Below are 22,917 nucleotides of genomic sequence, written 5' to 3' on the forward strand. Positions count from 1 at the left end.
CCGGGGCGCGCTTGACGGCGCACCCCTCCGCCCGCCAGAGTGTGGTTGTCATCACAGTGATCTGTCTCACACTGATCCGTCCCACGCACCCCCGGAGGGCCCATGTCATCCAGCGAGCCCACGGCGCCGGTCCCCACGGCCGCGCAGTTCCGCGCCGCGCAGCAGTCCGAGGAGTTCATCGAGCTCCGGCGCACCCACCGATCCTTCGCCTTCCCCATGACCGTGGCGTTCTTCGTCTGGTACCTGGTGTTCGTGATCGTCGGCGCGTTCTTCCCCGAGTTCATGGCGATCCGCCTCGGCGGCAACATCACCCTCGGCCTGATCCTCGGCCTGCTCCAGTTCGTCACCACGTTCCTGATCACCTTCGCCTACGTCCGTTTCTCCAACCGGACCCTGGACCCCCGCGCCACCGCGCTGCGTGAGCGCCTCGAGCGCGAGGCCGCCGGCGCCCACGAGAACCCGGAGGCCACGCGATGAGCGCGCTCACCCCCCTGCTCCAGGCCGCCCCGCAGACGGTCGGCAACCCCGCCGTGAACATCGGCATCTTCGTCGCCTTCGTGGTGGTCACCCTCGTGATCGTGATCCGCGCGTCCAAGACGAACGCGTCCTCGGCCGACTACTACGCCGGCGGCCGCGGCTTCTCCGGCACCCAGAACGGCACGGCCATCGCGGGTGACTACCTCTCCGCGGCCTCGTTCCTGGGCATCGTGGGCGCGATCGCCCTCTACGGCTACGACGGCTTCCTCTACTCGATCGGCTTCCTCGTGGCGTGGCTCGTGGCCCTGCTGCTGGTGGCCGAACTGCTGCGCAACACCGGCAAGTTCACCATGGCGGACGTGCTGTCCTTCCGCCTGCAGCAGCGACCCGTGCGCATCGCGGCCGCCTTCGGCACCATGGCCGTCTGCCTCTTCTACCTCCTGGCCCAGATGGCCGGCGCCGGCGGCCTCGTGGCCCTGCTGCTGAACATCAACGACCGGGCCGGCCAGGCCCTCGTGATCGTGATCGTGGGCGTGCTCATGATCGTCTACGTGCTGATCGGCGGCATGAAGGGCACCACCTACGTGCAGATCATCAAGGCGGTCCTCTTGATCGCCGGCGCGGGGATCATGACCGTGTGGACGCTGGCCCTGTTCGGCTTCGACTTCAACGCCTTGCTGGGGGCCGCCGTCGAGAAGAACCCGAAGGGCGAGGCGATCCTCGAGCCGGGCCTGCAGTACGGCGCCAGCGCGCTGACCCGCCTCGACTTCGTGTCCCTGGGCCTCGCGCTCGTGCTCGGCACGGCCGGCCTGCCGCACGTGCTCATGCGGTTCTACACGGTGCCCACCGCCAAGGAGGCGCGCAAGTCCGTGGTGTGGGCCATCGTCCTCATCGGCGCGTTCTACCTGTTCACCCTCGTGCTGGGCTACGGCGCCGGCGCGCTGATCGGTCCCGAGCGCATCCTGGCCGCGCCCGGCGGGCAGAACTCCGCAGCCCCGCTGCTGGCGTTCGAGCTCGGCGGCTCCATCCTGCTGGGCCTGATCTCGGCGGTCGCGTTCGCCACCATCCTCGCGGTGGTCGCGGGCCTGGCCATCACGGCGGCGGCGTCCTTCGCCCACGACGTGTACGGCTCCGTGATCGCCAAGCACCCGCTCACCCCGCAGGAGGAGGTGCGGATCGGCAAGATCACCGTAGTGGTGATCGGCGTCCTGGCGATCGTCGGCGGCATCGCCGCCCAGGGCCAGAACGTGGCGTTCCTCGTGGCGCTCGCCTTCGCGGTGGCGGCCTCGGCGAACCTGCCGACCATCCTGTACTCCCTGTTCTGGCGGCGCTTCACCACCCGCGGCGCGGTGTGGTCGATGTACGGCGGACTGCTCTCCGCGATCATCCTGATCGTCCTGTCCCCGGTGATGTCCGGGACGCCGACCTCGATGATCCCGGGCGCGGACTTCGCGGTGTTCCCGCTGAAGAACCCGGGCATCGTCTCCATCCCGCTGGCCTTCTTCCTCGGCTGGCTCGGCTCGGTGACCTCGTCGCGTGCCGAGGACCCGGACAAGCAGGCCGAGATGGAGGTCCGCTCCCTCACCGGCATCGGCGCCGAGAAGCCGGTGCAGCACTGATCCGCAGCTGACCCGGTCCCACGGGGGCCGGCGGGGCGGGACGTCGCGGTGCGGCGTCCGTCCGGCCGGCCCCCCGTCCGTGTCCAGGCCCGGCTGGCATCATGGCGGGGTGACGCACGGATCCCTCACCGACTACACGCTTCCCGCCCCCGCCCCGGCGCACGACGGCGGCGCCCCGCGCGCCGTCGCCCTGATCGGCTCCACGGGCTCGATCGGCACCCAGGGCCTCGACGTGATCGCCCAGGACCCCGCCCGGCTCCGGGCCGTCGCGCTCGCGGGCGGGGCGAACACGACCCTGCTGGCCGAGCAGGCCGTGCGCTTCGAGGTCGAGGCGGTGGGCTCCGCCGCGGCGGGGGAGGGGGAGCTGCGGGCCGCCCTCGCCGACGCCGCCGCCCGCCTCGGGCGCCCGGCCCCCCGGCCCGTGCTGTTCACCGGTCCGTGCGCCGCCGAGCAGATCGCCGCGTGGCCCGGCGCCGACACCGTGCTGAACGGGATCACGGGCTCGATCGGCCTGCGGCCCACCCTCGCCGCGCTGCACGCCGGCCACCGCCTGGCCCTGGCCAACAAGGAGTCGCTCATCGTCGGCGGGGCCCTCGTGAAGGCCGCCGCGGCACCAGGGCAGCTCGTGCCGGTGGACTCCGAGCACTCCGCGCTCGCGCAGGCGCTGCGCGGCGGCACGGCGGACGAGGTCCGCCGCCTCGTGCTCACGGCCTCGGGCGGGCCGTTCCGGGGCCTGGACCGCGCCGCCCTGCACGCGGTCACCCCCGCCCAGGCCCTCGCCCACCCCACGTGGGACATGGGCCGCGTCGTCACCACCAACTCCGCCTCCCTCATGAACAAGGCCCTCGAGGTGATCGAGGCCCACCTGCTGTTCGACGTACCCCTGGACCGGATCGACGTCGTGGTCCACCCGCAGTCCGTCGTGCACTCGATGGTCGAGTTCGTCGACGGGTCCACGCTCGCCCAGGCCTCCCCGCCGGACATGCGCCTGCCCATCGCCCTCGGGCTGTGCTGGCCGCGCCGGCTCCCGGGCGCGGCCCCGGCCTGCGACTGGACGCGGGCGGCCACCTGGACCTTCGAGCCCCTCGACGAGGAGGCCTTCCCCGCCGTGCGGGCCGCGAAGGAGGCGGCGGCCGCCTCGCCCACCCACATGGCCGTGTTCAACGCCGCCAACGAGGAGGCGGTGGACGCCTTCCACGCCGGCGCCCTGCCCTTCGACGGGATCGTGGACACGGTCCGCGCCGTCGTCGCCGACTACGCCCCCGAGGACGTGCTCGCCGCGGCCGGCCACGACCCCGCGCCGACGGCGCTCACCGTGGACGCCGTGCTCGCCGCCGAGATCTGGGCGCGCCGTGCGGCGCGGGCCCGCTGGTGACCGTCGTGGAGATCCTCTGGTACGTCGCGGGTGTCCTCGCGGTCGCGCTGGGCCTGGCGGTCTCGATCGCCCTGCACGAGGTCGGCCACCTCGTCCCGGCCAAGCTCTTCGGCGTGCGCGTCACGCAGTACATGATCGGCTTCGGCCCGACGCTCGTCTCGTGGCGCCGCGGGGAGACGGAGTACGGGTTCAAGGCCGTCCCGCTGGGCGGCTACGTCGCGATGATCGGGATGCTGCCCCCGCCGCGGCCCGGGCAGACGCCCCGCACGGCGTCCACGGGCTTCGTCCAGCAGCTGGGCCGCATCGCCGACGACGCCCGGGCCCAGGCCGCCGAGGAGGTCCGCCCCGGCGACGAGCACCGCCGCTTCCTGGCTCTGCCGGTGTGGAAGCGCGTGGTGATCATGCTCGGCGGGCCGTTCATGAACCTGCTCATCGCCCTCGGCGTCACCGCCCTGCTGGTCACCACGGTGGGCACCTCGCAGCCGAGCACCACCGTCGCCGAGGTCTTCCGGTGCGTGGTCACGACGCAGGAGCAGCAGGCCCGCGCCGCCTCCGGCGGGACAGAGGACTGCCGCCCGGGCGATCCCGCCGGGCCCGCCCACGAGGCGGGACTGCGCCCCGGGGACACCGTGCTCGCCTTCGACGGGCAGCCGGTCTCCGACTGGGATGCCCTCTCCGCCGCGATCCGGGACCGCGCCGGACAGCCCACCCGGATCGAGTGGGAGCGCGACGGCGAGCGGATGAGCGCCACCCTGACCCCGCGCCTGACGGAACGGCCCGTGACGGACGCGCTGGGCCGGCCCGAGCGGGCCCCGGACGGGACCGTCGCGACCCACGAGGTCGGGTTCATCGGCATGGGCGCGCAGCTCGAGACGGTCCGCGGCACCCCGCTCGACGCCGGCCCGCTCGTGGCCCAGCAGGTGCGGGGCGTCGTCGACGTCGTCCTCGTGCTGCCGCAGCGGCTGTGGGACACCGCCGTCGCCGTGGTGACCCCGGCCGAGCGCGACCCGGACGGCCCGATGTCCGTGGTGGGGGTCGGCCGGATCGCCGGGGAGGCGGCGGCCCTCGAGGAGGCCACGCTGACGGACAAGGCCGCCCTGCTGCTGTCCCTGCTCGCGGGCGTGAACGTGGCGCTCATGGTGTTCAACCTCATCCCGCTGCTCCCGCTCGACGGCGGCCACGTGGCCGGCGCCCTGTGGGAGGCGGTGCGCCGCGGCTGGGCCCGGATCACGGGCCGCCCCGACCCGGGGCCGTTCGACCTGGCCCGCATGCTGCCGCTGACCTACGCGGTGGGTGGGGCGATGCTGCTCATGGGCGTCCTCCTGATCGTGGCGGACATCGTGGAGCCGGTCCGGCTGTTCTGAGCCCGGCCCGTTCGCCGTGGGCGGTCGCCCCGCGCCCCGGGGCACCCGCGCGCCTAGGATGGACCGGAGAACCCGGCGGCCCCGCACCGTCGACCCCGAGAACCCATGAGGAGCGCCCCCGTGCCCGTCAGCCTTGGAATGCCGTCCGCCCCGCCGCCCGTGCTGGCCCCGCGCCGCACCACCCGGCAGATCCAGGTGGGCTCGGTGGGCGTCGGCTCGCAGCACCCCGTCTCGGTGCAGTCGATGACCACCACCAAGACGCACGACATCGGCGCGACCCTGCAGCAGATCGCCGAGCTCACGGCCGCCGGCTGCGACATCGTCCGCGTGGCCTGCCCCACGGACAAGGACGCCGAGGCCCTCAAGGTCATCGCCCAGCAGTCCACCATCCCCGTGATCGCGGACATCCACTTCCAGCCGAAGTACGTGTTCGCGGCGATCGAGGCCGGCTGCGGCGCCGTGCGCGTGAACCCGGGCAACATCAAGAAGTTCGACGACAAGGTCAAGGAGATCGCGCAGGCCGCCTCGGACCACGGCACCTCCATCCGCATCGGCGTCAACGCCGGTTCCCTGGATCCGCGTCTGCTGAAGAAGTACGGCAAGGCCACCCCGGAGGCCCTCGTCGAGTCCGCGGTCTGGGAGGCCTCCCTCTTCGAGGAGCACGGCTTCAAGGACTTCAAGATCTCCGTCAAGCACAACGACCCGGTGATCATGGCCCGCGCCTATGAGCTGCTCGCCGAGCAGGGTGACTGGCCGCTGCACCTCGGGGTCACCGAGGCCGGCCCGGCCTTCCAGGGCACCATCAAGTCCGCCACCGCCTTCGGCTACCTGCTCGGCCAGGGCATCGGCGACACCATCCGCGTCTCCCTCTCCGCGCCGCCCGTCGAGGAGGTCAAGGTGGGCCTGCAGATCCTGCAGTCCCTGAACCTGCGCGAGCGCAAGCTCGAGATCGTCTCCTGCCCCTCGTGCGGCCGCGCCCAGGTGGACGTGTACACGCTGGCCGAGCAGGTCACCGAGGGCCTCCAGGACCTCGAGGTCCCGCTGCGGGTGGCCGTCATGGGCTGCGTCGTCAACGGGCCGGGCGAGGCCCGCGAGGCCGACCTCGGCGTCGCCTCCGGCAACGGCAAGGGCCAGATCTTCGTCAAGGGCGAGGTCATCCGCACCGTGCCCGAGGATCAGATCGTGGAGACCCTCATCGAGGAGGCCAACCGGATCGCCGGTGAGATGGACCTGGGGGAGGACGGCGGTGACCAGGCTGCCGCCGGTGCCCCGGTGGTCTCCGTCCACTGACCGGGAGGTCCGGGCCGCCACGGGAGACCGCGTCCGCCTGCTGACCGACGCGGACACTGCCGCGCTCGCGGCCCTGTCCGCCCGCGCCCCCGTGTCCAACGTGTTTGTGGACTCCCTGCTGGAGGCGGGCCGCCTGGCCGGCCCGCGCGGGGGAGCGGCGGGCACCCTGTTCCTCGGGATCGACGACGACGCCCCGGGCGCCGGCGCGCTGCGCGCGGCCGTCTGGATCGGCTCGAACGTGGTGCCGGTCGCCGCGTCCGAGGCCCCGGACGCGGGCTGGGCGCCGGGCGACGCGGAGGCGCTCGGCGCGGCGACCGCCGCCCTGCGCCGCCGGTACGGGTCGATCTACGGCCCGGCCGGTCCCGTGCTGGCCGCCGGCGAGGCCCTCGCCGCCGCGGGCCACCGGTCCCGGTCCGTGCGCGCCGACCAGCCGCTGCTCGTGCTGGGCGCGGCCGGGGGGATCGACCCGAACCCGTACGTGGTGCAGGCGCAGCCACGCGACTTCGCGCGCGTCCTGCCGGCCAGCGCGGCGATGTTCGAGGAGGAGCTCGGCTTCTCCCCGTTCGCCGGCGGCGCGGCCCAGTACCGGGACCGCGTCGAGCGGCTGATCCACGCCGGGCGCGTCTTCATCGACCCGGGCCCGCGCGACGCGGGCGGCCCGCTGCGCTTCAAGGCGGACATCGGGCTGCTCTCCTCCCGGTGCGCCCAGATCCAGGGCGTGTGGATGGCCCCCGCCGCGCGGGGCCGAGGTCTGGCGGCGTCGGCGATGGCCGCCGTCGTGGACTACGTGCGCCTCCAGGCGCCCGTGGTCAGCCTCTACGTCAACGCGTACAACACCCCCGCGCTGCGCACGTACGAGCGCGTGGGGTTCGAGCGGCGCGGCACGTTCGCGACCGTCCTGTACTGACCCGGCGGACCCTGCGCGGGCGATAGGATCGGCGGTCAGGACGTCGGGCACCCCGTGTCGGCGTCGTCCCGTCCCGCGCGCCGCCCCCGACCGCGCGAGCCCGTCCGAGGAGGCCCCGCCATGCCCCTGCGCATGTCCACCCTGTTCCTGCGCACCCTGCGCGACGACCCGGCGGAGGCCGAGGTGGCGAGCCACAGGCTCCTCGTCCGTGCCGGTTACATCCGTCGCGCGGCCCCGGGCATCTACTCGTGGCTGCCGCTGGGCCTCAAGGTGCTGGCCAAGGTGGAGCGGATCGTGCGCGAGGAGATGGACGCGATCGGCGCCCAGGAGGTGCACTTCCCGGCGCTGCTGCCGCGGGAGCCCTACGAGGCCACGGGGCGCTGGGATGAGTACGGCGACGGGCTGTTCCGCCTGCAGGACCGCAGGGGCAACGACTACCTCCTGGCCCCCACACACGAGGAGATGTTCACGCTCCTGGTGAAGGACCTGTACTCCTCGTACAAGGACCTGCCCGCGTACCTGTACCAGATCCAGACCAAGTACCGGGACGAGGCCCGCCCGCGCGCCGGCCTGCTGCGCGGGCGCGAGTTCATCATGAAGGACTCCTACTCCTTCACGGTGGACGACGCCGGCCTGGACGCCGCGTACGAGGCCCACCGGGCCGCCTACCTGCGGATCTTCGACCGCCTCGGCCTCGAGGTCGTGCCGGTGCGGGCCACCTCCGGTGCGATGGGCGGCTCCCGCTCCGAGGAGTTCCTGCACCCCACCGAGGTGGGCGAGGACACCTTCGTCGAGTCCGACGGCGGCTACCGCGCCAACGTCGAGGCCGTCACCACGGTGGCCCCCGCCCCGCTGGACGAGGCGGCCATGGCGGTCCTGCCCGCCGCCGAGGTCAAGGACACCCCGGTCTCCACCACCATCGCCGCGCTCGTGGACGTCGCCAACCAGCTGGCCCCGCGCGACGGCGAGCCGTGGACCGCCGCGGACACGCTCAAGTGCGTCGTGGTCACCGCGGTGGTGGACGGCGGCGAGCGCCGCCCGTTCGTCGTGGGCGTGCCCGGCGACCGTGAGGTGGACCTCAAGCGTCTCGAGGCGTCCGTGGGCCCGGCGCTCGGCGTGGTCGGCGAGCCCACGCTCGAGGCCGCGACCGCCGCGGACCTGGCCGCGCACCCCGCCCTGGTCAAGGGCTACATCGGCCCCGCGGCCGCCGACGCGGTCGAGGGCACCCCGGTGCTCGGCGCGGAGGGCTCCGTCTCGGGACTGCCCTTCTTCGTGGACCCGCGCATCGCCCCCGGCACCGCGTGGATCACCGGCGCGAACGCGGACCAGCGCCACGTGTTCGGCCTCGTGGCCGGCCGCGACTTCACGTGGGACGGCGTGCTCGAGGCCACCGCGGTGCGTGAGGGCGACGAGGCCCCGGACGGCTCCGGCCCGCTGCACACCCGCCGCGGCATGGAGATGGGCCACATCTTCCAGCTCGGCCGCAAGTACGCCGAGGCCCTCGACCTGAAGGTCCTCGACGTCCACGGCAAGCAGGTCGTGGTGACCATGGGCTCCTACGGTATCGGCATCACGCGCGCCGTCGCCGCGATCGCCGAGCGCTACCACGACGACAAGGGCCTGGCGTGGCCGCGCGCGGTGGCCCCGGCGGACGTGCACGTCGTCGTCGCCACGAAGGGCGAGGACGGCCTCGCCGCCGCCGAGACCCTCGCCGCGGGCCTCGAGGCCGAGGGCCTGACCGTGCTCGTGGACGACCGTCCGAAGGTCAGCCCCGGCGTGAAGTTCAAGGACGCCGAGCTCATCGGCGTGCCCACCACCGTGGTGATCGGCCGCGGCCTGGCGGACGGCGAGCTCGAGCTCAAGGACCGTGCCACCGGCGAGGCGCGCCCCGTGCCCGTGGACGGGGCCGTCGCGGCGGTGCTCGCGGAGGTGCGCGACGGGCGCTGAGTGGTTCGGCGCCGTCGAGCTGACCGCCGGGCTGCTCGTCCTCGTGCTCGCCGCGGGCTTCGCGGCGGGCTGGATCGACGCCGTCGTGGGCGGGGGCGGGCTCCTGCAGCTGCCGGCCCTGCTGCTGGTGCCCGGGCTGAGCCCGATCCAGGCCCTGGCCACCAACAAGCTCGGCTCGGTGTTCGGCACGGCGACGTCGGCGCTCACCTACCGGCGGCGCCTGCGGCAGGATCTGTCCACCGCACTGCCGATGGCCGCCGTCGCCTTCGCGGCGGCCCTGGGCGGGGCCGTGGTGGCCGCGCATCTGCCGGCCGGCGTGATCCGGCCCGTGATCCTGGTGGCGTTGATCGCCGTCGCCGTGTTCACGGCCGTGCGCCCGGGCCTCGGGCAGGTCGCCGGCGTGGGACCGCGGCGGAGCACCGCGCTGGCCCGGGCCGTGGCGCTCGGCGCGGCGGTGGGCTTCTACGACGGCGTCCTCGGCCCCGGCACGGGCACGTTCCTCATCCTGGGGCTGGTCCTGCTGCTCAAGTTCGACTTCCTGCACGCCTCGGCACAGGCGAAGGTGGTCAACCTCGCGACCAACCTCGGCGCGCTCGCGTACTTCGTGCCCTCGGGGCACGCGGTGCTGGGCCTGGGGCTGCTGCTCGGCGCGGCCAACCTCGTGGGCGGCTACGTGGGGGCCCGCATGGCGATCGCCCGCGGCACCGGCTTCATCCGCGTGGTCTACCTCATGGTGGTGGCCGCGCTCATCGTCAAGGTCGGCGCGGACACCCTCGCCCCGCTGCTGCGCTGAGCCCGCCCCGTCCGACCCGGTCGGGAGCACTCGGCCCCGCCGTGGGCCGCCGGTAGGCTCGGCCCCGGATCCCGACCCCGGCCCCCGCCCGCGTGACGCGGCGGCCCCGACCCGACGAGTGAGGCACCCCATGGACAGCACCGACCGCCGCGACGACCTCGCCGAGCTGCGCACCCGCGTCGAGGAGGCCCTGGCGGCCGACGACGTGGTGGTGGAGCAGGTGCGTGCCACGGGCACCGCCGAGCACCGCACCGTCGAGGTGGTCCTCGATCGCGCCTCGGGCACCCAGGGCCTGAGCCTGGACGACGTCGCCCGCCTCTCCGGCCGGGTCTCCGCCGCCCTCGACGCCCTGGGCGACCACGTGCCCGGCGTCGGCGCGGGGGAGTACCTGCTGGAGGTCACCACCGCGGGCGTGGACCGCCCGCTCACCGAGCCCCGCCACTTCGCCCGCAACGTCGGCCGTCTCGTCGAGGTCTCGGTCGACGACGCCGCGCCTGTGACCGCCCGCCTGAAGGGCGTGACGGACGACGACGTCGAGCTGGCCGTGGTGCGCCCGCCCGCGAAGAAGGGCATGAGGGCCAAGGAGCTGCCCGCCGAGCGGGTCGCCCTCGACCGCCTCGGTCCGGCGATCGTGCAGGTAGAGTGGAGCCCCGCTCAGCAGGCCGGCGACGCCGACGCCGCCGCGGGCGAGGACACGGCCGAGCACACGGAGGCATGAGTTGGACATCGACATGAGCGCGCTGCGCATGCTGGAGGCGGAGCGGGAGATCCCGATGGACCGCCTCCTCCCCACCATCGAGCAGGCCCTGCTCATGGCGTACCACCGCACCCCGGGGGCCCTGAAGCGCGCCCGCGTGGAGATCGACCGCGCGACCGGTCACGTCACCGTGTGGGCCACGGAGCTGGACGAGGACGACACGCCCATCGGTGAGTTCGACGACACCCCGAACGGCTTCGGCCGGGTGGCCGCCTCCACGGCGCGCCAGGTGATGATCCAGCGCATGCGCGAGGAGGACGACGACAAGGTCCTCGGCGAGTTCAAGGACAAGGAGGGCGAGCTCGTCTCCGGCGTCATCCAGCAGGGCCTGAACCGCCACATGGTCCAGGTGAACCTCGGCACCCTCGAGGCCGTCCTCCCGCCGCCCGAGCAGGTGCCCGGCGAGGACTATGCCCACGGCCGCCGGATCCGCGCCTACGTGGTCTCCGCGACGCGCGGCGCCAAGGGCCCGTCCGTCACGGTGTCCCGCTCGCACCCCGGCCTCGTGCGCAAGCTCTTCGAGCTCGAGGTCCCGGAGATCGCGGACGGCTCGGTCGAGATCACGGCGCTGGCCCGCGAGGCCGGCCACCGCACCAAGATGGCCGTGCGCGCCACCCGCCCCGGGGTGAACGCCAAGGGCGCCTCCATCGGGGAGATGGGCAGCCGCGTGCGCGCCGTCATGACGGAGCTCAACGACGAGAAGATCGACATCGTCGACCACGTGGACGACCCCGCCGCGATGATCGCCAACGCCCTCTCGCCCGCCACGACCGTCTCGGTGGAGATCCTCGACGCGGACCAGCACTCGGCCCGAGCCGTGGTGCCGGAGTACCAGCTGTCCCTGGCCATCGGCAAGGAGGGCCAGAACGCCCGCCTCGCGGCCAAGCTCACGGGCTGGCGGATCGACATCGTCGGCGACGGGGTCACCACCTCCGCCCCGGGACGCTGACCGTCCCCGGGAACAGATCCGGGCCCGGACGCGCTAGGATGGATGAGGTCCTTTCTCGATCCGACGCCCGTGAGGGGTGAACGCATGACGTCTCGGACGGTCGTGCGCACCTGCATCGGATGCCGATCGAGGGCGGACCGGCAAGAGCTGGTGCGCGTCGCCCTGGACTCCTCGACGGAACCCCCATCCGTCGTCTGGGACCCGGAACGACGCCGTCCCGGCCGGGGTGCATGGCTGCACCCCGGCGAGGACTGCCTCCACCTCGCCCTGCGCCGCCGCGCGTTCGGGCGGGCCTTCCGGTCCGCCGTCGACGCCGACGCGCTGGTCCGCACCGCGGAGGCACCGGCTGACAGACCGACAGATGAAGGCGGGTCAGAGATCTGATGCGTACCCGATGAGCACTGAAGCATGAGTGCCCAGCGATGAACTTCACCCCCTGCTATCAGGCAGGCCGTGGTGCGCGTGCCCTGGTGGCGCGCGCGACGGCCTGGAGCAACGTCAACGGTCCCAGGACGCGCTGAGACGGACAGCCCGAGCGGCTCCGTTCCGGCCCGTGGGGCCAGAACAGGAGAACCGTGGCCAAGGTCCGCGTCCATGAGCTCGCCAAGGAGCTCGGCATCACCTCGAAGGAGGCCTTGAGCACGCTCAAGGACCTCGGCGAGTTCGTCAGCTCGGCTTCGTCCACCATCGAGCCCCCGGTGGTCAAGAAGCTGCGCAACGCCTACCCGGGTGCCGGCAAGTCCGCCGCCAAGCCGGGTTCCACCCCCGCCGCCCCGGCCGCGGGCCGTCCCGCCGCGCCGAAGCCGGCGGCCGCCCCGTCGCCGCGCGCCGCGGCCCCCACGTCGAATGCCGGCGCCCCGGCGCCCGGTCCCGCCGCGGGCCGCACCGCCGCGCCCAAGCCGGGCGTCGCCCCGACCCCCGGCCCCGCCGCGCCGACGCCGGCCGCCCAGGTCCCCGCGCCGAAGCCGGGCGCCGCTGCGCCCAAGCCGGGTGCCTCCGCGCCCAAGCCGGGCGCCCCGCGTCCCGGCAACAACCCGTTCAGCCCCAAGGGCGGTTCCGCCGGGTCTCGTCCGGGCGCCCGCCCGGGCGGCCGTGGCGGTGCTCCGCGCCCGGGCAACAACCCGTTCGCCCCCTCGCAGGGCATGCGCTCCGGTCGTGAGGATCGAGCGCCTCGTCCGGGCGGCCCCCGTCCGCCGGCCGGTGCCGGCGGGCCCCGTCCGGGCGGTCCGCGCCCGGCCGCGGGCGCCGGCGGCCCCCGCCCCGGTGGGCCGCGTCCGAACCCGGGCATGATGCCCAAGCAGATCACCCCGGCCCCGCAGCCGGCCCGCGGCCGTGGCCGTCCGGGCGGCGGCCCCGGCGGCGGCCCGGGTCGTCCCGGCGGCCCGGGCGGCCGTGGCGGTCGCGGCAACGCCCAGGGCGCCTTCGGGCGCGGCGGCGGCCCGCGCAGGGGACGCAAGTCGAAGCGCGCGAAGCGCCAGGAGTTCGAGCAGCAGCACACGCGTGAGATCGGCGGTGTCAAGGTCCCCAAGGGCGACGGCACCACCGTCCTGCGTCTGCGCCGCGGCGCGTCCCTGGCCGACTTCGCCGAGAAGATCCGCGCCGACGTCGCCGACCTGGTGAAGGTGCTCTTCACCCTCGGCGAGATGGCCTCGGCCAACCAGTCCCTCGACGAGGAGACCTTCCAGCTGCTCGGCGACGAGCTGGGCTACAAGGTCCAGATCGTGTCCCCGGAGGACGAGGACAAGGAGCTGCTGGAGGCCTTCGACATCGACCTCGAGGCCGAGGAGGCCAACGAGGACGAGGCCGACCTCGAGCCGCGCCCCGCGGTCGTCACCGTCATGGGCCACGTGGACCACGGCAAGACGCGTCTGCTGGACGCCATCCGCTCCTCGAACGTCATCGAGGGTGAGGCCGGCGGCATCACCCAGCACATCGGCGCCTACCAGGTGCCCGTGGAGCACGAGGGCGAGCAGCGTCGCCTCACCTTCATCGACACCCCGGGTCACGAGGCGTTCACCGCCATGCGTGCCCGCGGTGCGAAGGTCACCGACATCGCCGTGCTGGTGGTGGCGGCCGACGATGGCGTCATGCCGCAGACCGTCGAGGCGCTCAACCACGCCCAGTCGGCCGGCGTGCCGATCGTGGTGGCGGTCAACAAGATCGACAAGGACACCGCCGCCCCGGACAAGATCCGCGGTCAGCTCACCGAGTACGGCCTCGTGCCCGAGGAGTACGGCGGCGACACGATGTTCGTGGACGTCTCCGCGCGCAACAACATCAACATCGACCAGCTGCTCGAGGCGATCCTGCTCACCGCGGACGCCGCCCTCGAGCTCACGGCGAACCCGCACAAGGCCGCCCGAGGCGTGGCCATCGAGGCCAACCTCGACAAGGGCCGCGGCGCCGTCGTCACCGTGCTGGTGCAGACCGGCACGCTGCGCGTGGGCGACACCATGGTGGTGGGCTCCGCCCACGGCCGTGTGCGCGCCATGTTCGACGAGAACGGCAACGCCGTGGAGGCGGCCGATCCGTCGCGTCCCGTCCAGGTGCTCGGCCTGTCCGCGGTGCCGCGTGCCGGCGACTCGTTCCTCGTCACCGACGACGAGCGCACCGCCCGCCAGATCGCGGAGAAGCGCGAGGCCGCGGACCGCAACGCCCAGCTGGCCAAGCGCCGCAAGCGCATCACCCTGGAGGACTTCGACCAGGCCGTGGCCGAGGGCAAGCTGGACACGCTCAACCTCATCATCAAGGGCGACGCGTCCGGTGCCGTCGAGGCGCTCGAGGACTCGCTGCTCAAGATCGAGGTCGGCGAGGACGAGGTGCAGCTGCGCGTCATCCACCGCGGCGTCGGCGCCATCACGCAGAACGACGTGAACCTGGCGACCGTGGACAACGCCATCATCATCGGCTTCAACGTGCGCCCCGCCGAGCGGGTCGCCGACCTGGCCGACCGCGAGGGTGTGGACATGCGCTTCTACAGCGTGATCTACGACGCGATCGACGACATCGAGAACGCGCTCAAGGGCATGCTGAAGCCGGAGTACGAGGAGGTCGAGCTCGGCTCGGCCGAGGTCCGCGAGGTGTTCCGCTCCTCCAAGTGGGGCAACATCGCCGGTTCGCTCGTGCGCTCGGGCCTCATCCGCCGCAACGCCCAGGCCCGCCTGGTGCGCGACGGCGTGGTGGTCTCCGAGCACCTCAAGATCGAGTCGCTGCGCCGCTTCAAGGACGACGCCACGGAGGTCCGCGAGGGCTACGAGTGCGGCATCGGCCTGGGCAGCTTCAACGACATCAAGGAGGGCGACGTGATCGAGACCTTCGAGATGCAGGAGAAGCCGCGCGTCTGACGGCCGGGGCGGGGGCCCGCACGGGCCCCCGCCTTCCGCGTCCCACCCTCTGAACCATCACCACCGGAAGGAACCGCACCATGGCCGATCCGGCACGCGCCGGCCGCCTGGCCCAGCGCATCAAGGTCCTCGTGGCCGAGGCGCTGCGCCGCGGCGTCAAGGACGATCGCGTGGAGCCCGTCACCGTGACGGAGGTCCGCGTGACCAACGACCTGCAGCACGCCACCGTCTACTACACCGTCCTGGGCGACGAGGCCACGGTGGCCGCCGCCCACGAGGGCATCCAGGACAACCGCGGCATCCTGCGCCGCGAGGTGGGCCGCGGGCTCACCATCCGCCTGGTGCCCACCCTCGAGTTCGTGGCGGACACCGTCCCCGAGGCGGCCGCACACCTGGAGGACGTCCTCCGCGCGGCCAAGGAGCGGGACGCCGAGCTGGCGAAGGCGCGCGAGGGCGCGTCGTACGCCGGTGACGCGGACCCGTACCGCACCGCGGAGCCGGACGCCGACGCCGACGACGCCCCGCGCGCCTGAGGCCCGCGGCACGGTGAGCGCACGCAGCACCGGGGGACAGGCCCCCGACGCGCCGGGAACGGAGGCGTCGGGGGTCGTCCTCGTGGACAAGCCGCAGGGGTGGACCTCGCACGACGTCGTCGGGCGGGTCCGCCGGCTGGCGGGCACCCGCAAGGTGGGCCACGCCGGCACCCTGGACCCCATGGCCACGGGCCTGCTCGTGGTCGGCGTCAACAAGGCCACGCGCCTGCTGACCGCCATCACGGGCACGGACAAGACGTACACGGCCACGATCCGGCTCGGGCAGTCGACCGTCACGGACGACGCGGAGGGCGAGGTCGTGCAGACCCGGCTGGCCAACGCCGTCACGCCCGAGCGCGCGGCCGAGCAGGTCGCCGCCCTCACGGGCGAGATCCTGCAGGCGCCCTCGGCCGTCTCCGCCGTCAAGGTGGCGGGCCGGCGCGCCTACGATCGCGTCCGCGCGGGAGAGGACGTCACCCTCGACGCCCGCCCCGTCACCGTGCACGAGTTCACGGTGCACGAGCTGCGCCGGCTCGACGGCGGCCGGCTGGTCGACCTCGACGTCACCGTGCGCTGCTCCTCCGGGACCTACATCCGGGCGCTCGCCCGCGACCTGGGCGAGGCCCTCGAGACCGGCGGTCACCTGACGGCGCTGCGCCGCACCGCCGTCGGCCCGTTCGACGTGGCCGACGCGCTCTCGCTCGAGGCCCTCGCGGAGCGGTTCGCGATGACCGAGCTCTCCGAGGCCGCCGCCGGGCTCTTCCCGGTGCGCGAGCTGACGGAGCACGAGGCCCACGAGCTCGCCTTCGGGCGGGTCGTGGCGCCCACCGGCACGGGTGAGACGCTCGTCGCCGGGCGCGCGCCGGACGGCCGCGTCATCGCCCTCGTCTCCGACGTGCGCCGCCGCGGCGCCGACGTCGCCAAGCCCCAGCTCGTGTTCGCCCCGGCCGAGGGGCCGGGACAGGGAAGGACCGCATGATCCTCGACGCCTGGTTCTGGACGGGACTGGTGATCGGTGCCGTCTCGTTCGTCGTCTGCGTGGTGATGACGGCGATCCGCCGCCACCCCGCGGACGCCTCGATCCTCTCGGTGGCCGCCGTCGAGCTGTTCACGCTCGTCTATGCGGCGGCCGCCGCCGTCCGCCAGCTCGGCGGGGACACCCTGAACGGCCCCGGCTGGGAGTTCTGGGGCTACATCCTCACCGCCCTGATCGTGCCGGTGATCGCCGTGGGCTGGGCCGTCACGGACAAGACCCGGTGGTCCAACCTCGTGCTGGCCGTGGTCGGGCCCACGATCGCCGTGATGCTGCATCGCATGCAGGTCATCTGGTTCGGGCAGTGGTGAGGAGGATGGACATGGCACCCAGCGACGGCGCCCCCGCGCGCAACCAGGGTCTCGGCCGGATCATCGTCATGGTCTACGCGGTGTTCGCCCTCTCCGCGAGCGCGCGCAGCCTCTTCCAGATCCTCACGCAGTTCGACGCCGCCCCCGTGGCGTACACGCTCTCCGCGGTCGCGGCGGTCGTGTACATCGTGGCGACGTTCGCGCTCGCCCGCTCCGGCGCGCGCGCCTGGGCCGTGGCGCTGGGCGCCGTGCTCGTGGAGCTGGCCGGCGTGGTGGGCGTGGGCCTGTGGACCGTCCTGGATCCGGGGATGTTCGCCCACGACACCGTGTGGTCCCGGTTCGGCGCGGGCTACGGCTATGTGCCGCTCGTGCTGCCGGTGGTCGGCCTGATCTGGCTGCTGACGCACCGCCCCGCCCGCCCGGCCGAGGCGGGGGCGCTCTGATGCGGGTCTGGAACAGCCTGGACGAGGTCCCCACGGACCTGCCGCGCACCGTGGTCACCCTGGGCAACTTCGACGGCGTGCACCGCGGCCACCGGGAGGTGCTGCGCCGGGTCGTCGAGCTGGCGCGGGCCCGCGACGCCCTGGCCGTGGCCGTGACCTTCACCCCGCACCCGCGCGCCGTGCACCAGCCCGAGGTGCCCCACGTGGACATCATCAGCCCCGAGCAGCGGGTCGTCCTCCTGGAGGAGGCGGGTCTGGACGCGGTGCTCCTGCAGCGGTACACCCTCGAGTTCGCGGACCAGTCCCCGGAGGAGTTCGTCCGCGGCATGCTCGTGCACGGGCTGCATGCCGCCGTCGTGGTCGTGGGGCACGACGTGCGCTTCGGCCGGGGCAACACCGGCGACGTCGCGGAGATGGTGCGCCTGGGGGCCCGCTACGGCTTCGAGGTCGAGGCCGTCGAGGAGTTCCCCGCCGAGCACGGGGCCGAGCCGGAGCGCCGTTGCTCCTCGACGTGGGTGCGCGAGGCCCTGGCCGCGGGCGACGTCGCTCAGGCCGCGGCCGTGCTCGGCCGGCACCACGTGCTCGCCGGCGAGGTGGTGCACGGGTTCGCGCGCGGCCGCGAGCTCGGCTTCCCCACGGCGAACCTCGAGACGGATGTGCAGGGCATGATCCCGGCCGACGGCGTCTACGCCGGTTGGGTGCACGACGCGCACGGCGGCGTGTGGCCGGCCGCGATCTCCATCGGCTCGAACCCCACGTTCGAGGACGTCTCCCGCGTGGTGGAGGCGCACGTGATCGACCGCCATGACGAGCGGGTGGAGGACTTCGACCTGTACGGCCAGCACATCGAGGTCGAGTTCGTGGCCCGGCTGCGCGGGATGGTCGCCTACGAGGGCGTCGAGAAGCTCGTGGCGCAGATCACGCAGGACGTGGACGAGGCCCGGGCGATCCTGGCCACGACCCCCTCCGACCGGTGAGCGCCCCGGAGCCGGGCGCTTCCCCCGCTGTGCCGAACCTGCCGGGGCGCCCGGCCCGGGCCCGTCGGGCCGGGCCCAACCCCTTCGAGACCGGCGGGGAGCATTACGACGCCGTCCGCCCCTCCTACCCGGCCGCCGTGGTGGACCGCGTCCTGGCGGGCATCGCCGACGGCGCGGAGGTGGTGGAGCTCGGGGCCGGGACGGGACTGTTCACCCGGCTGCTCGCGGCCCGCCCGGCGGACCGGGTGCGGACGGTGACGGCCCTCGAGCCGTCGGCGTCGATGCGCGCCGTCCTGGAACGCGAGGTCGCGGCCGGCACGGGCGGGCGGGTGCGCGCCGTGCCGGGCACGGGCGAGGCCACGGGCCTGCCGGCGGCGAGCGCCGACGCCGTGGTGGCGGCCCAGGCATGGCACTGGATGGACCCGGCCGCGGCGAGCGCGGAGGCCGCACGGGTGCTGCGCCCGGGTGGGCGCCTGGCCGCGGTGTGGAACCAGCTCGACACGGCGGTGCCGTGGGTGCACCGTCTCACCCGGATCATGCACGCCGGGGACGTGCACGCCGCCCGGCCGGAGCAGCGCCGGTTCGCCGCCCCGTTCGGGGCGGAGGAGCACGCGCGCTGGGCGTGGACGCAGCCCATGACCGCGGCGGGGCTGCACGGACTCATGGCCTCGCGCTCGTACTGGCTGCGCGCGGACGAGCGGATCCGGTCCCGGATGACGGCCAACCTCGACTGGTACCTGCACGAGCACCTGGGCCATGCGGCGGACGCGGTCCTGCAGGTGCCCTACGTGACGGTGGCCTGGTGGGCGGCGCCGGTCAGGGGCGGGCGCCCACGGTGACCGGGACCGTCCGGGCGATCCCGGCCCGCCGCGCCTGCCAGAGCAGCAGCGCCGTGGCCACCGCGACCACCGCCACCGAGAGCAGCGTGGCCGCCGGGGAGCCGGCGGTCTCCGCGCCCACGTAGCTGTCCTCGACGGTGCCCACGAGCGTGCCGACGGCGATGATCACCACGTTGTTGACCACGTGGAGGGCGACGGCGGCCTCGAGCCCGCCCGTGCGCCACGTGAGCAGGACGGCGGCGACGGCGAACGCGGCGAGGTCCAGCAGGATCCACGGGTCGAGCGAGCCGTGGGCGAGCGAGAAGGTCGCCGCCGAGAGCACCGCGGTGACCGCGGCGGCCACGACCGGCCGGCGGATCCACGTGCCGACGGCCAGCAGCAGCCACCCGCGGAACAGGTACTCCTCGCCCGCGGCCTGGAACGGGGTGAGCACGAACGCCATGACGAGCAGCCAGACCCAGTCCTGCGCGCGCGGGGCCGTGGGGGCGCCGTCGAGGGCCCACGCGCCCAGCACGTAGGCGAGGAACAGCGGCGTCAGCACGACGACGCAGCGCGCCAGCCAGCGCCAGCGCACGCGGCCCTCGACCGAGTGGACGAAGCGGGCGGCGACGGGGTGGCCCAGCGCCACGGCCAGCAGCGCGACCCCGATCAGCGCGGCGAGCAGGAGGTTGTTCAGCAGCACCATGGGCGCGGAGTACAGGTCGAGGTCGGTCACGTCCGTCGGGTCGGCCGCGCCGAGCAGCGCGGGCCCGGACGTGGCGATCAGGGCGAGAGCGCCCAGCACGCCCCCGAGCACGAGGAGACCCACCAGGCCGGCCAGCACGAGGCCGAAGGACGCGAGCGGGTTCCACCATCGGGCCCGCGGCGTGCGCAGCAGCGCGGGGTAGCCGTGGCCGATCAGCGGCAGATCCAGGGGCGGCGCGGGCGGCCGGAGGGGGAACGACGACGGGGCCGGGGAGTGGGGGACCGGTGGGGTGCTCACCGGGCCAGGGTAGGCGATGCGGTAGACTCGACCCTCGGCCTCCCTGCAGTCCGCGGTGGGGTGGGCCCCGCGTCGTCCGCCCCGGCGGGGCGCGGCCCGTGTTCGCGGTACCGAAGTGAAGGAGGCCCACCATGGCCCTGGATCCCGCTGTCAAGCAGCAGATCATCAAGGAGTACGCCACCCACGAGGGCGACACCGGTTCCCCCGAGGTGCAGATCGCGGTCCTGTCCCGCCGCATCAAGGACCTGACCGAGCACCTCAAGGAGCACAAGCACGACCACCACACCCGTCGCGGCCTGATGGCCCTGGTCGGTCGCCGTCGTCGCATGCTCGGCTACCTGCAGAAGGTCGACATCGAGCGCTACCGCGCGCTGATCGAGCGCCTCGGCCTGCGCAAGTGACCTGAGGAGGCGGCGCCGGAGCCCGCGGGAGACCCGCGAGCGCCGGCGCCGCCTTTCGTCTGCCCCCGGACGCACGTAGTGTGTCCCGGGGGAGAGATCGCCGCAGCCTGCGGCACTCCGGCGCGCCATGGCGCGCATCCCCGCATCATCGACACACCCGACGGCTCCGCGCCCATCGCTCGCGGTCCTCGACAGTGGCTCCCGGACCCCGCCGCACGGCGGGATGCCGAGGGCCTCGATCGAAGACCAGGGGGACAGGGACGCCTGCGGCGCCGTCCACCTGAAAGGAGGCCCTCATGGAGGGTCCTGAGATCACCTTCGCCGAGGCCGTCATCGACAACGGCTCGTACGGCAAGCGCACCGTCCGCTTCGAGACCGGGCGCCTCGCCCAGCAGGCCGCCGGCGCCGCCATGGTCTACATCGACGAGGAGACGTCGATGCTGTCCGCCACCACCGTCGGCAAGTCGCCCCGCGAGGGCTTCGACTTCTTCCCGCTGACCGTGGACGTCGAGGAGCGCATGTACGCCGCGGGCCGCATCCCCGGCTCGTTCTTCCGCCGCGAGGGCCGCCCGTCCACGGACGCGATCCTCACCTGCCGCCTGATCGACCGCCCGTTGCGCCCGGCGTTCGTCAAGGGCATCCGCAACGAGGTCCAGGTCGTCGTGACCGTCACCTCGATCGCCCCGGACGAGATCTACGACACGGTGGCCATCAACGCCGCCTCCCTGTCCACGCAGCTGTCCGGCCTGCCGTTCTCCGGTCCCATCGGCGGCGTGCGCATGGCCCTCATGGACGACGGCTCCGGCACGCGCCAGTGGGTCGCGTTCCCGAAGCACTCCCAGCTCGAGGGCGCCGTGTTCAACATGGCCGTGGCCGGCCGTGTGGTGGGCGACGACGTCGCCATCATGATGGTCGAGGCCGAGGCGACCCCGGACTCCTGGACCCTGGTCAAGGAGCGCGGCGCGCAGGCGCCCACCGAGGAGATCGTGGCCGAGGGCCTCGAGGCCGCCAAGCCCTTCATCCGCGCCCTGTGCGAGGCCCAGGCCGACCTGGTCAAGCGCGCCGGCAAGGACCCGGTGGACGTCCCCGTGTTCCAGGACTACCAGGACGACGCCTACGCCGCCGTCGAGAAGCTCGCCACGGACCGCCTGACCGAGATCTTCTCCATCGGCGACAAGCAGGAGCGCGAGTCGGCCTCGGACGCCTACCTGCTCGAGGTGCTCGAGGAGCTCGCCGGCGAGGGCAAGGACTTCGCCGAGCGCAAGGGCGAGATCGCCAAGGCCTACGGCTCCCTCACCAAGCAGATCGTGCGCCGCCGCATCCTCACCGACCAGGTGCGCATCGACGGCCGCGGCCTGACGGACATCCGCAAGCTGACCGCGGAGGTGGAGGTCCTGCCCCGCGTGCACGGCTCCGCCATCTTCGAGCGCGGCGAGACCCAGATCATGGGCGTCACCACGCTGAACATGCTCAAGATGGAGCAGCAGATCGACTCGTTGGCGCCGGAGACGGCCAAGCGGTACATGCACCACTACAACTTCCCGCCGTACTCCACCGGCGAGACCGGCCGCGTGGGCTCCCCGAAGCGCCGCGAGATCGGCCACGGCGCCCTCGCCGAGCGCGCCCTCGTGCCCGTGCTGCCGGCCCGCGAGGAGTTCCCCTACGCGATCCGCCAGGTCTCCGAGGCCCTCGGCTCCAACGGCTCGACGTCGATGGGCTCCGTCTGCGCCTCCACCCTGTCCCTGCTGAACGCGGGCGTGCCGCTGCGTGCGCCCGTGGCCGGCATCGCCATGGGCCTGGTCTCCGCCGAGGTGGACGGCCAGACCCAGTACGCGGCCCTGACCGACATCCTCGGCGCCGAGGACGCGTTCGGCGACATGGACTTCAAGGTGGCCGGCACCGCGGAGTTCGTCACCGCGATCCAGCTGGACACCAAGCTGGACGGCATCCCGGCCTCCGTGCTGGCCGCCGCCCTGACGCAGGCCCGCGAGGCGCGCCTGCACATCCTGTCCGTGCTGAACGCCGCCATCGACGCCCCGGACGAGATGGCCCCCACCGCCCCGCGGATCATCTCCGTGCGCATCCCGGTGGACAAGATCGGCGCGGTCATCGGCCCCAAGGGCGCCATGATCAACCAGATCCAGGACGACACGGGCGCGGACATCACCATCGAGGACGACGGCACCGTGCTGATCGGCGCCACCGACGGCGCCTCGGCCGAGGCCGCGCGCTCCGCGGTGAACGCGATCGCCAACCCGCAGGTCCCCGAGATCGGCGAGCGCTACCTCGGCACCGTGGTGAAGCTGACCACGTTCGGCGGGTTCGTCTCGCTCACCCCGGGCAAGGACGGCCTGTTGCACATCTCCGAGCTGCGCAAGCTCAACGAGGGCAAGCGCGTGGACGACGTCGAGGACGTGCTCGGCGTGGGCCAGAAGGTCCAGGTCGAGATCACCAAGATCGACGACCGCGGCAAGCTGTCCCTCTCCCCGGTGGTGGCGGAGTCCGACGCCCTGGCCGAGACCGCGGACGCGATCGAGTCCTCGCAGATCGAGGCCTGATCCGCCCCGCCCGGCCCG

Annotated in this window: 21 protein-coding genes; 20 read left to right on the forward strand and 1 reads right to left on the reverse strand. The window is 73.6% G+C overall.

The genetic code is table 11. From position 1 onward, the window contains the following. The first annotated feature begins 102 nt into the window (after positions 1-102). The 18 genes from AC3RJ9_RS03065 to AC3RJ9_RS03150 all read left to right on the forward strand — a co-directional run bounded on the left by AC3RJ9_RS03065 (position 103) and on the right by AC3RJ9_RS03150 (position 18,958). Positions 103-477 (forward strand): DUF485 domain-containing protein, encoded by a 375-nt coding sequence (locus tag AC3RJ9_RS03065; RefSeq protein WP_041104222.1) that lies wholly within the window; start codon positions 103-105, stop codon positions 475-477. Further along, on the forward strand, positions 474-2,096 hold the full coding sequence (locus AC3RJ9_RS03070) for a solute symporter family protein (protein ID WP_036314064.1): 1,623 nt from the start codon (positions 474-476) through the stop codon (positions 2,094-2,096). The genes AC3RJ9_RS03065 and AC3RJ9_RS03070 overlap by 4 nt, the downstream gene beginning before the upstream one ends. Positions 2,097-2,286: 190 nt before the next feature. Then, positions 2,287-3,471 carry a 1-deoxy-D-xylulose-5-phosphate reductoisomerase gene (gene dxr / locus AC3RJ9_RS03075; protein ID WP_152743296.1) on the forward strand — a complete coding sequence of 395 codons (1,185 nt, stop codon included), beginning with the start codon at positions 2,287-2,289 and terminating at the stop codon, positions 3,469-3,471. Further along, a complete protein-coding gene (locus AC3RJ9_RS03080; protein WP_036338393.1) occupies positions 3,468-4,835 on the forward strand; it encodes a M50 family metallopeptidase in 1,368 nt (455 codons plus the stop codon). Before dxr ends, AC3RJ9_RS03080 begins: the two co-directional genes overlap by 4 nt. Before the next feature lie 138 nt (positions 4,836-4,973). Continuing rightward, complete coding sequence (ispG, locus tag AC3RJ9_RS03085) at positions 4,974-6,125, forward strand: flavodoxin-dependent (E)-4-hydroxy-3-methylbut-2-enyl-diphosphate synthase (RefSeq protein WP_036338390.1); 1,152 nt, start codon at positions 4,974-4,976, stop codon at positions 6,123-6,125. After that, on the forward strand, positions 6,100-7,032 hold the full coding sequence (locus tag AC3RJ9_RS03090; RefSeq protein ID WP_036338411.1) for a GNAT family N-acetyltransferase: 933 nt from the start codon (positions 6,100-6,102) through the stop codon (positions 7,030-7,032). The genes ispG and AC3RJ9_RS03090 overlap by 26 nt, the downstream gene beginning before the upstream one ends. 120 nt (positions 7,033-7,152) lie before the next feature. Then, on the forward strand, positions 7,153-8,979 hold the full coding sequence (locus tag AC3RJ9_RS03095) for a proline--tRNA ligase (protein WP_063190292.1): 1,827 nt from the start codon (positions 7,153-7,155) through the stop codon (positions 8,977-8,979). 43 nt (positions 8,980-9,022) lie between these two features. After that, complete coding sequence (locus AC3RJ9_RS03100; protein ID WP_179288550.1) at positions 9,023-9,772, forward strand: sulfite exporter TauE/SafE family protein; 750 nt, start codon at positions 9,023-9,025, stop codon at positions 9,770-9,772. A gap of 130 nt (positions 9,773-9,902) precedes the next feature. Further along, the gene (rimP, locus tag AC3RJ9_RS03105; protein ID WP_049147994.1) at positions 9,903-10,490 is read left to right on the forward strand and encodes a ribosome maturation factor RimP; all 588 of its coding nucleotides are present in this window, start codon (positions 9,903-9,905) and stop codon (positions 10,488-10,490) included. A 1-nt stretch (position 10,491) separates the two neighbouring features. After that, positions 10,492-11,478, forward strand: coding sequence for a transcription termination factor NusA (gene nusA, locus AC3RJ9_RS03110; RefSeq protein ID WP_123243989.1), 987 nt, complete (start codon positions 10,492-10,494; stop codon positions 11,476-11,478). A gap of 84 nt (positions 11,479-11,562) precedes the next feature. Then, the gene (locus AC3RJ9_RS03115) at positions 11,563-11,862 is read left to right on the forward strand and encodes a YlxR family protein (RefSeq protein WP_225348391.1); all 300 of its coding nucleotides are present in this window, start codon (positions 11,563-11,565) and stop codon (positions 11,860-11,862) included. 191 nt (positions 11,863-12,053) lie between these two features. Continuing rightward, positions 12,054-14,822, forward strand: coding sequence for a translation initiation factor IF-2 (gene infB / locus AC3RJ9_RS03120; RefSeq protein WP_063190293.1), 2,769 nt, complete (start codon positions 12,054-12,056; stop codon positions 14,820-14,822). 80 nt (positions 14,823-14,902) lie between these two features. Beyond that, positions 14,903-15,355, forward strand: coding sequence for a 30S ribosome-binding factor RbfA (gene rbfA / locus AC3RJ9_RS03125; protein WP_036314977.1), 453 nt, complete (start codon positions 14,903-14,905; stop codon positions 15,353-15,355). Between the two features lie 13 nt (positions 15,356-15,368). Continuing rightward, positions 15,369-16,334 carry a tRNA pseudouridine(55) synthase TruB gene (truB, locus tag AC3RJ9_RS03130; protein WP_101965594.1) on the forward strand — a complete coding sequence of 322 codons (966 nt, stop codon included), beginning with the start codon at positions 15,369-15,371 and terminating at the stop codon, positions 16,332-16,334. Then, a complete protein-coding gene (locus tag AC3RJ9_RS03135) occupies positions 16,331-16,699 on the forward strand; it encodes a hypothetical protein (RefSeq protein ID WP_002855305.1) in 369 nt (122 codons plus the stop codon). Before truB ends, AC3RJ9_RS03135 begins: the two co-directional genes overlap by 4 nt. 11 nt (positions 16,700-16,710) lie before the next feature. Beyond that, positions 16,711-17,142, forward strand: coding sequence for a hypothetical protein (locus AC3RJ9_RS03140; RefSeq protein ID WP_036314984.1), 432 nt, complete (start codon positions 16,711-16,713; stop codon positions 17,140-17,142). Continuing rightward, a complete protein-coding gene (locus AC3RJ9_RS03145; RefSeq protein WP_036314988.1) occupies positions 17,142-18,119 on the forward strand; it encodes a bifunctional riboflavin kinase/FAD synthetase in 978 nt (325 codons plus the stop codon). The genes AC3RJ9_RS03140 and AC3RJ9_RS03145 overlap by 1 nt, the downstream gene beginning before the upstream one ends. Continuing rightward, a complete protein-coding gene (locus tag AC3RJ9_RS03150) occupies positions 18,116-18,958 on the forward strand; it encodes a class I SAM-dependent methyltransferase (RefSeq protein ID WP_036314991.1) in 843 nt (280 codons plus the stop codon). The genes AC3RJ9_RS03145 and AC3RJ9_RS03150 overlap by 4 nt, the downstream gene beginning before the upstream one ends. On the opposite strand, the gene AC3RJ9_RS03155 is transcribed toward AC3RJ9_RS03150, so the two are convergent. After that, a complete protein-coding gene (locus AC3RJ9_RS03155) occupies positions 18,936-19,940 on the reverse strand; it encodes a CPBP family intramembrane glutamic endopeptidase (RefSeq protein ID WP_044658601.1) in 1,005 nt (334 codons plus the stop codon). The two genes, AC3RJ9_RS03150 and AC3RJ9_RS03155, sit on opposite strands and share 23 nt — an antisense overlap. 131 nt (positions 19,941-20,071) lie before the next feature. Here AC3RJ9_RS03155 and rpsO point away from each other — a divergent pair, with 131 nt between their 5' ends. Both rpsO and AC3RJ9_RS03165 read left to right on the forward strand, forming a co-directional pair. Then, entirely contained in the window at positions 20,072-20,341 is a 270-nt protein-coding gene (gene rpsO / locus AC3RJ9_RS03160) for a 30S ribosomal protein S15 (protein WP_017488396.1), read from the forward strand. A 296-nt stretch (positions 20,342-20,637) separates the two neighbouring features. Then, positions 20,638-22,899, forward strand: coding sequence for a polyribonucleotide nucleotidyltransferase (locus AC3RJ9_RS03165; protein ID WP_101965593.1), 2,262 nt, complete (start codon positions 20,638-20,640; stop codon positions 22,897-22,899). Positions 22,900-22,917 lie beyond the last annotated feature (18 nt).

The organism is Micrococcus sp. 63XJN7_6_ISO-PGPR-S23-444 (assembly GCF_058072765.1).

Excerpts from the sequence above, each read along its gene's own strand:
- AC3RJ9_RS03095 (WP_063190292.1), top strand. The coding sequence starts at position 7,153 with ATGCCCCTGCGCATGTCCACCCTGTTCCTGCGCACCCTGCGCGACGAC.
- AC3RJ9_RS03135 (WP_002855305.1), top strand. The coding sequence starts at position 16,331 with ATGATCCTCGACGCCTGGTTCTGGACGGGACTGGTGATCGGTGCCGTC.
- ispG (WP_036338390.1), top strand. The coding sequence starts at position 4,974 with ATGCCGTCCGCCCCGCCGCCCGTGCTGGCCCCGCGCCGCACCACCCGG.
- rbfA (WP_036314977.1), top strand. The coding sequence starts at position 14,903 with ATGGCCGATCCGGCACGCGCCGGCCGCCTGGCCCAGCGCATCAAGGTC.
- rpsO (WP_017488396.1), top strand. The coding sequence starts at position 20,072 with ATGGCCCTGGATCCCGCTGTCAAGCAGCAGATCATCAAGGAGTACGCC.
- AC3RJ9_RS03115 (WP_225348391.1), top strand. The coding sequence starts at position 11,563 with ATGACGTCTCGGACGGTCGTGCGCACCTGCATCGGATGCCGATCGAGG.
- AC3RJ9_RS03165 (WP_101965593.1), top strand. The coding sequence starts at position 20,638 with ATGGAGGGTCCTGAGATCACCTTCGCCGAGGCCGTCATCGACAACGGC.
- rimP (WP_049147994.1), top strand. The coding sequence starts at position 9,903 with ATGGACAGCACCGACCGCCGCGACGACCTCGCCGAGCTGCGCACCCGC.
- AC3RJ9_RS03070 (WP_036314064.1), top strand. The coding sequence starts at position 474 with ATGAGCGCGCTCACCCCCCTGCTCCAGGCCGCCCCGCAGACGGTCGGC.
- AC3RJ9_RS03140 (WP_036314984.1), top strand. The coding sequence starts at position 16,711 with ATGGCACCCAGCGACGGCGCCCCCGCGCGCAACCAGGGTCTCGGCCGG.
- AC3RJ9_RS03065 (WP_041104222.1), top strand. The coding sequence starts at position 103 with ATGTCATCCAGCGAGCCCACGGCGCCGGTCCCCACGGCCGCGCAGTTC.
- AC3RJ9_RS03145 (WP_036314988.1), top strand. The coding sequence starts at position 17,142 with ATGCGGGTCTGGAACAGCCTGGACGAGGTCCCCACGGACCTGCCGCGC.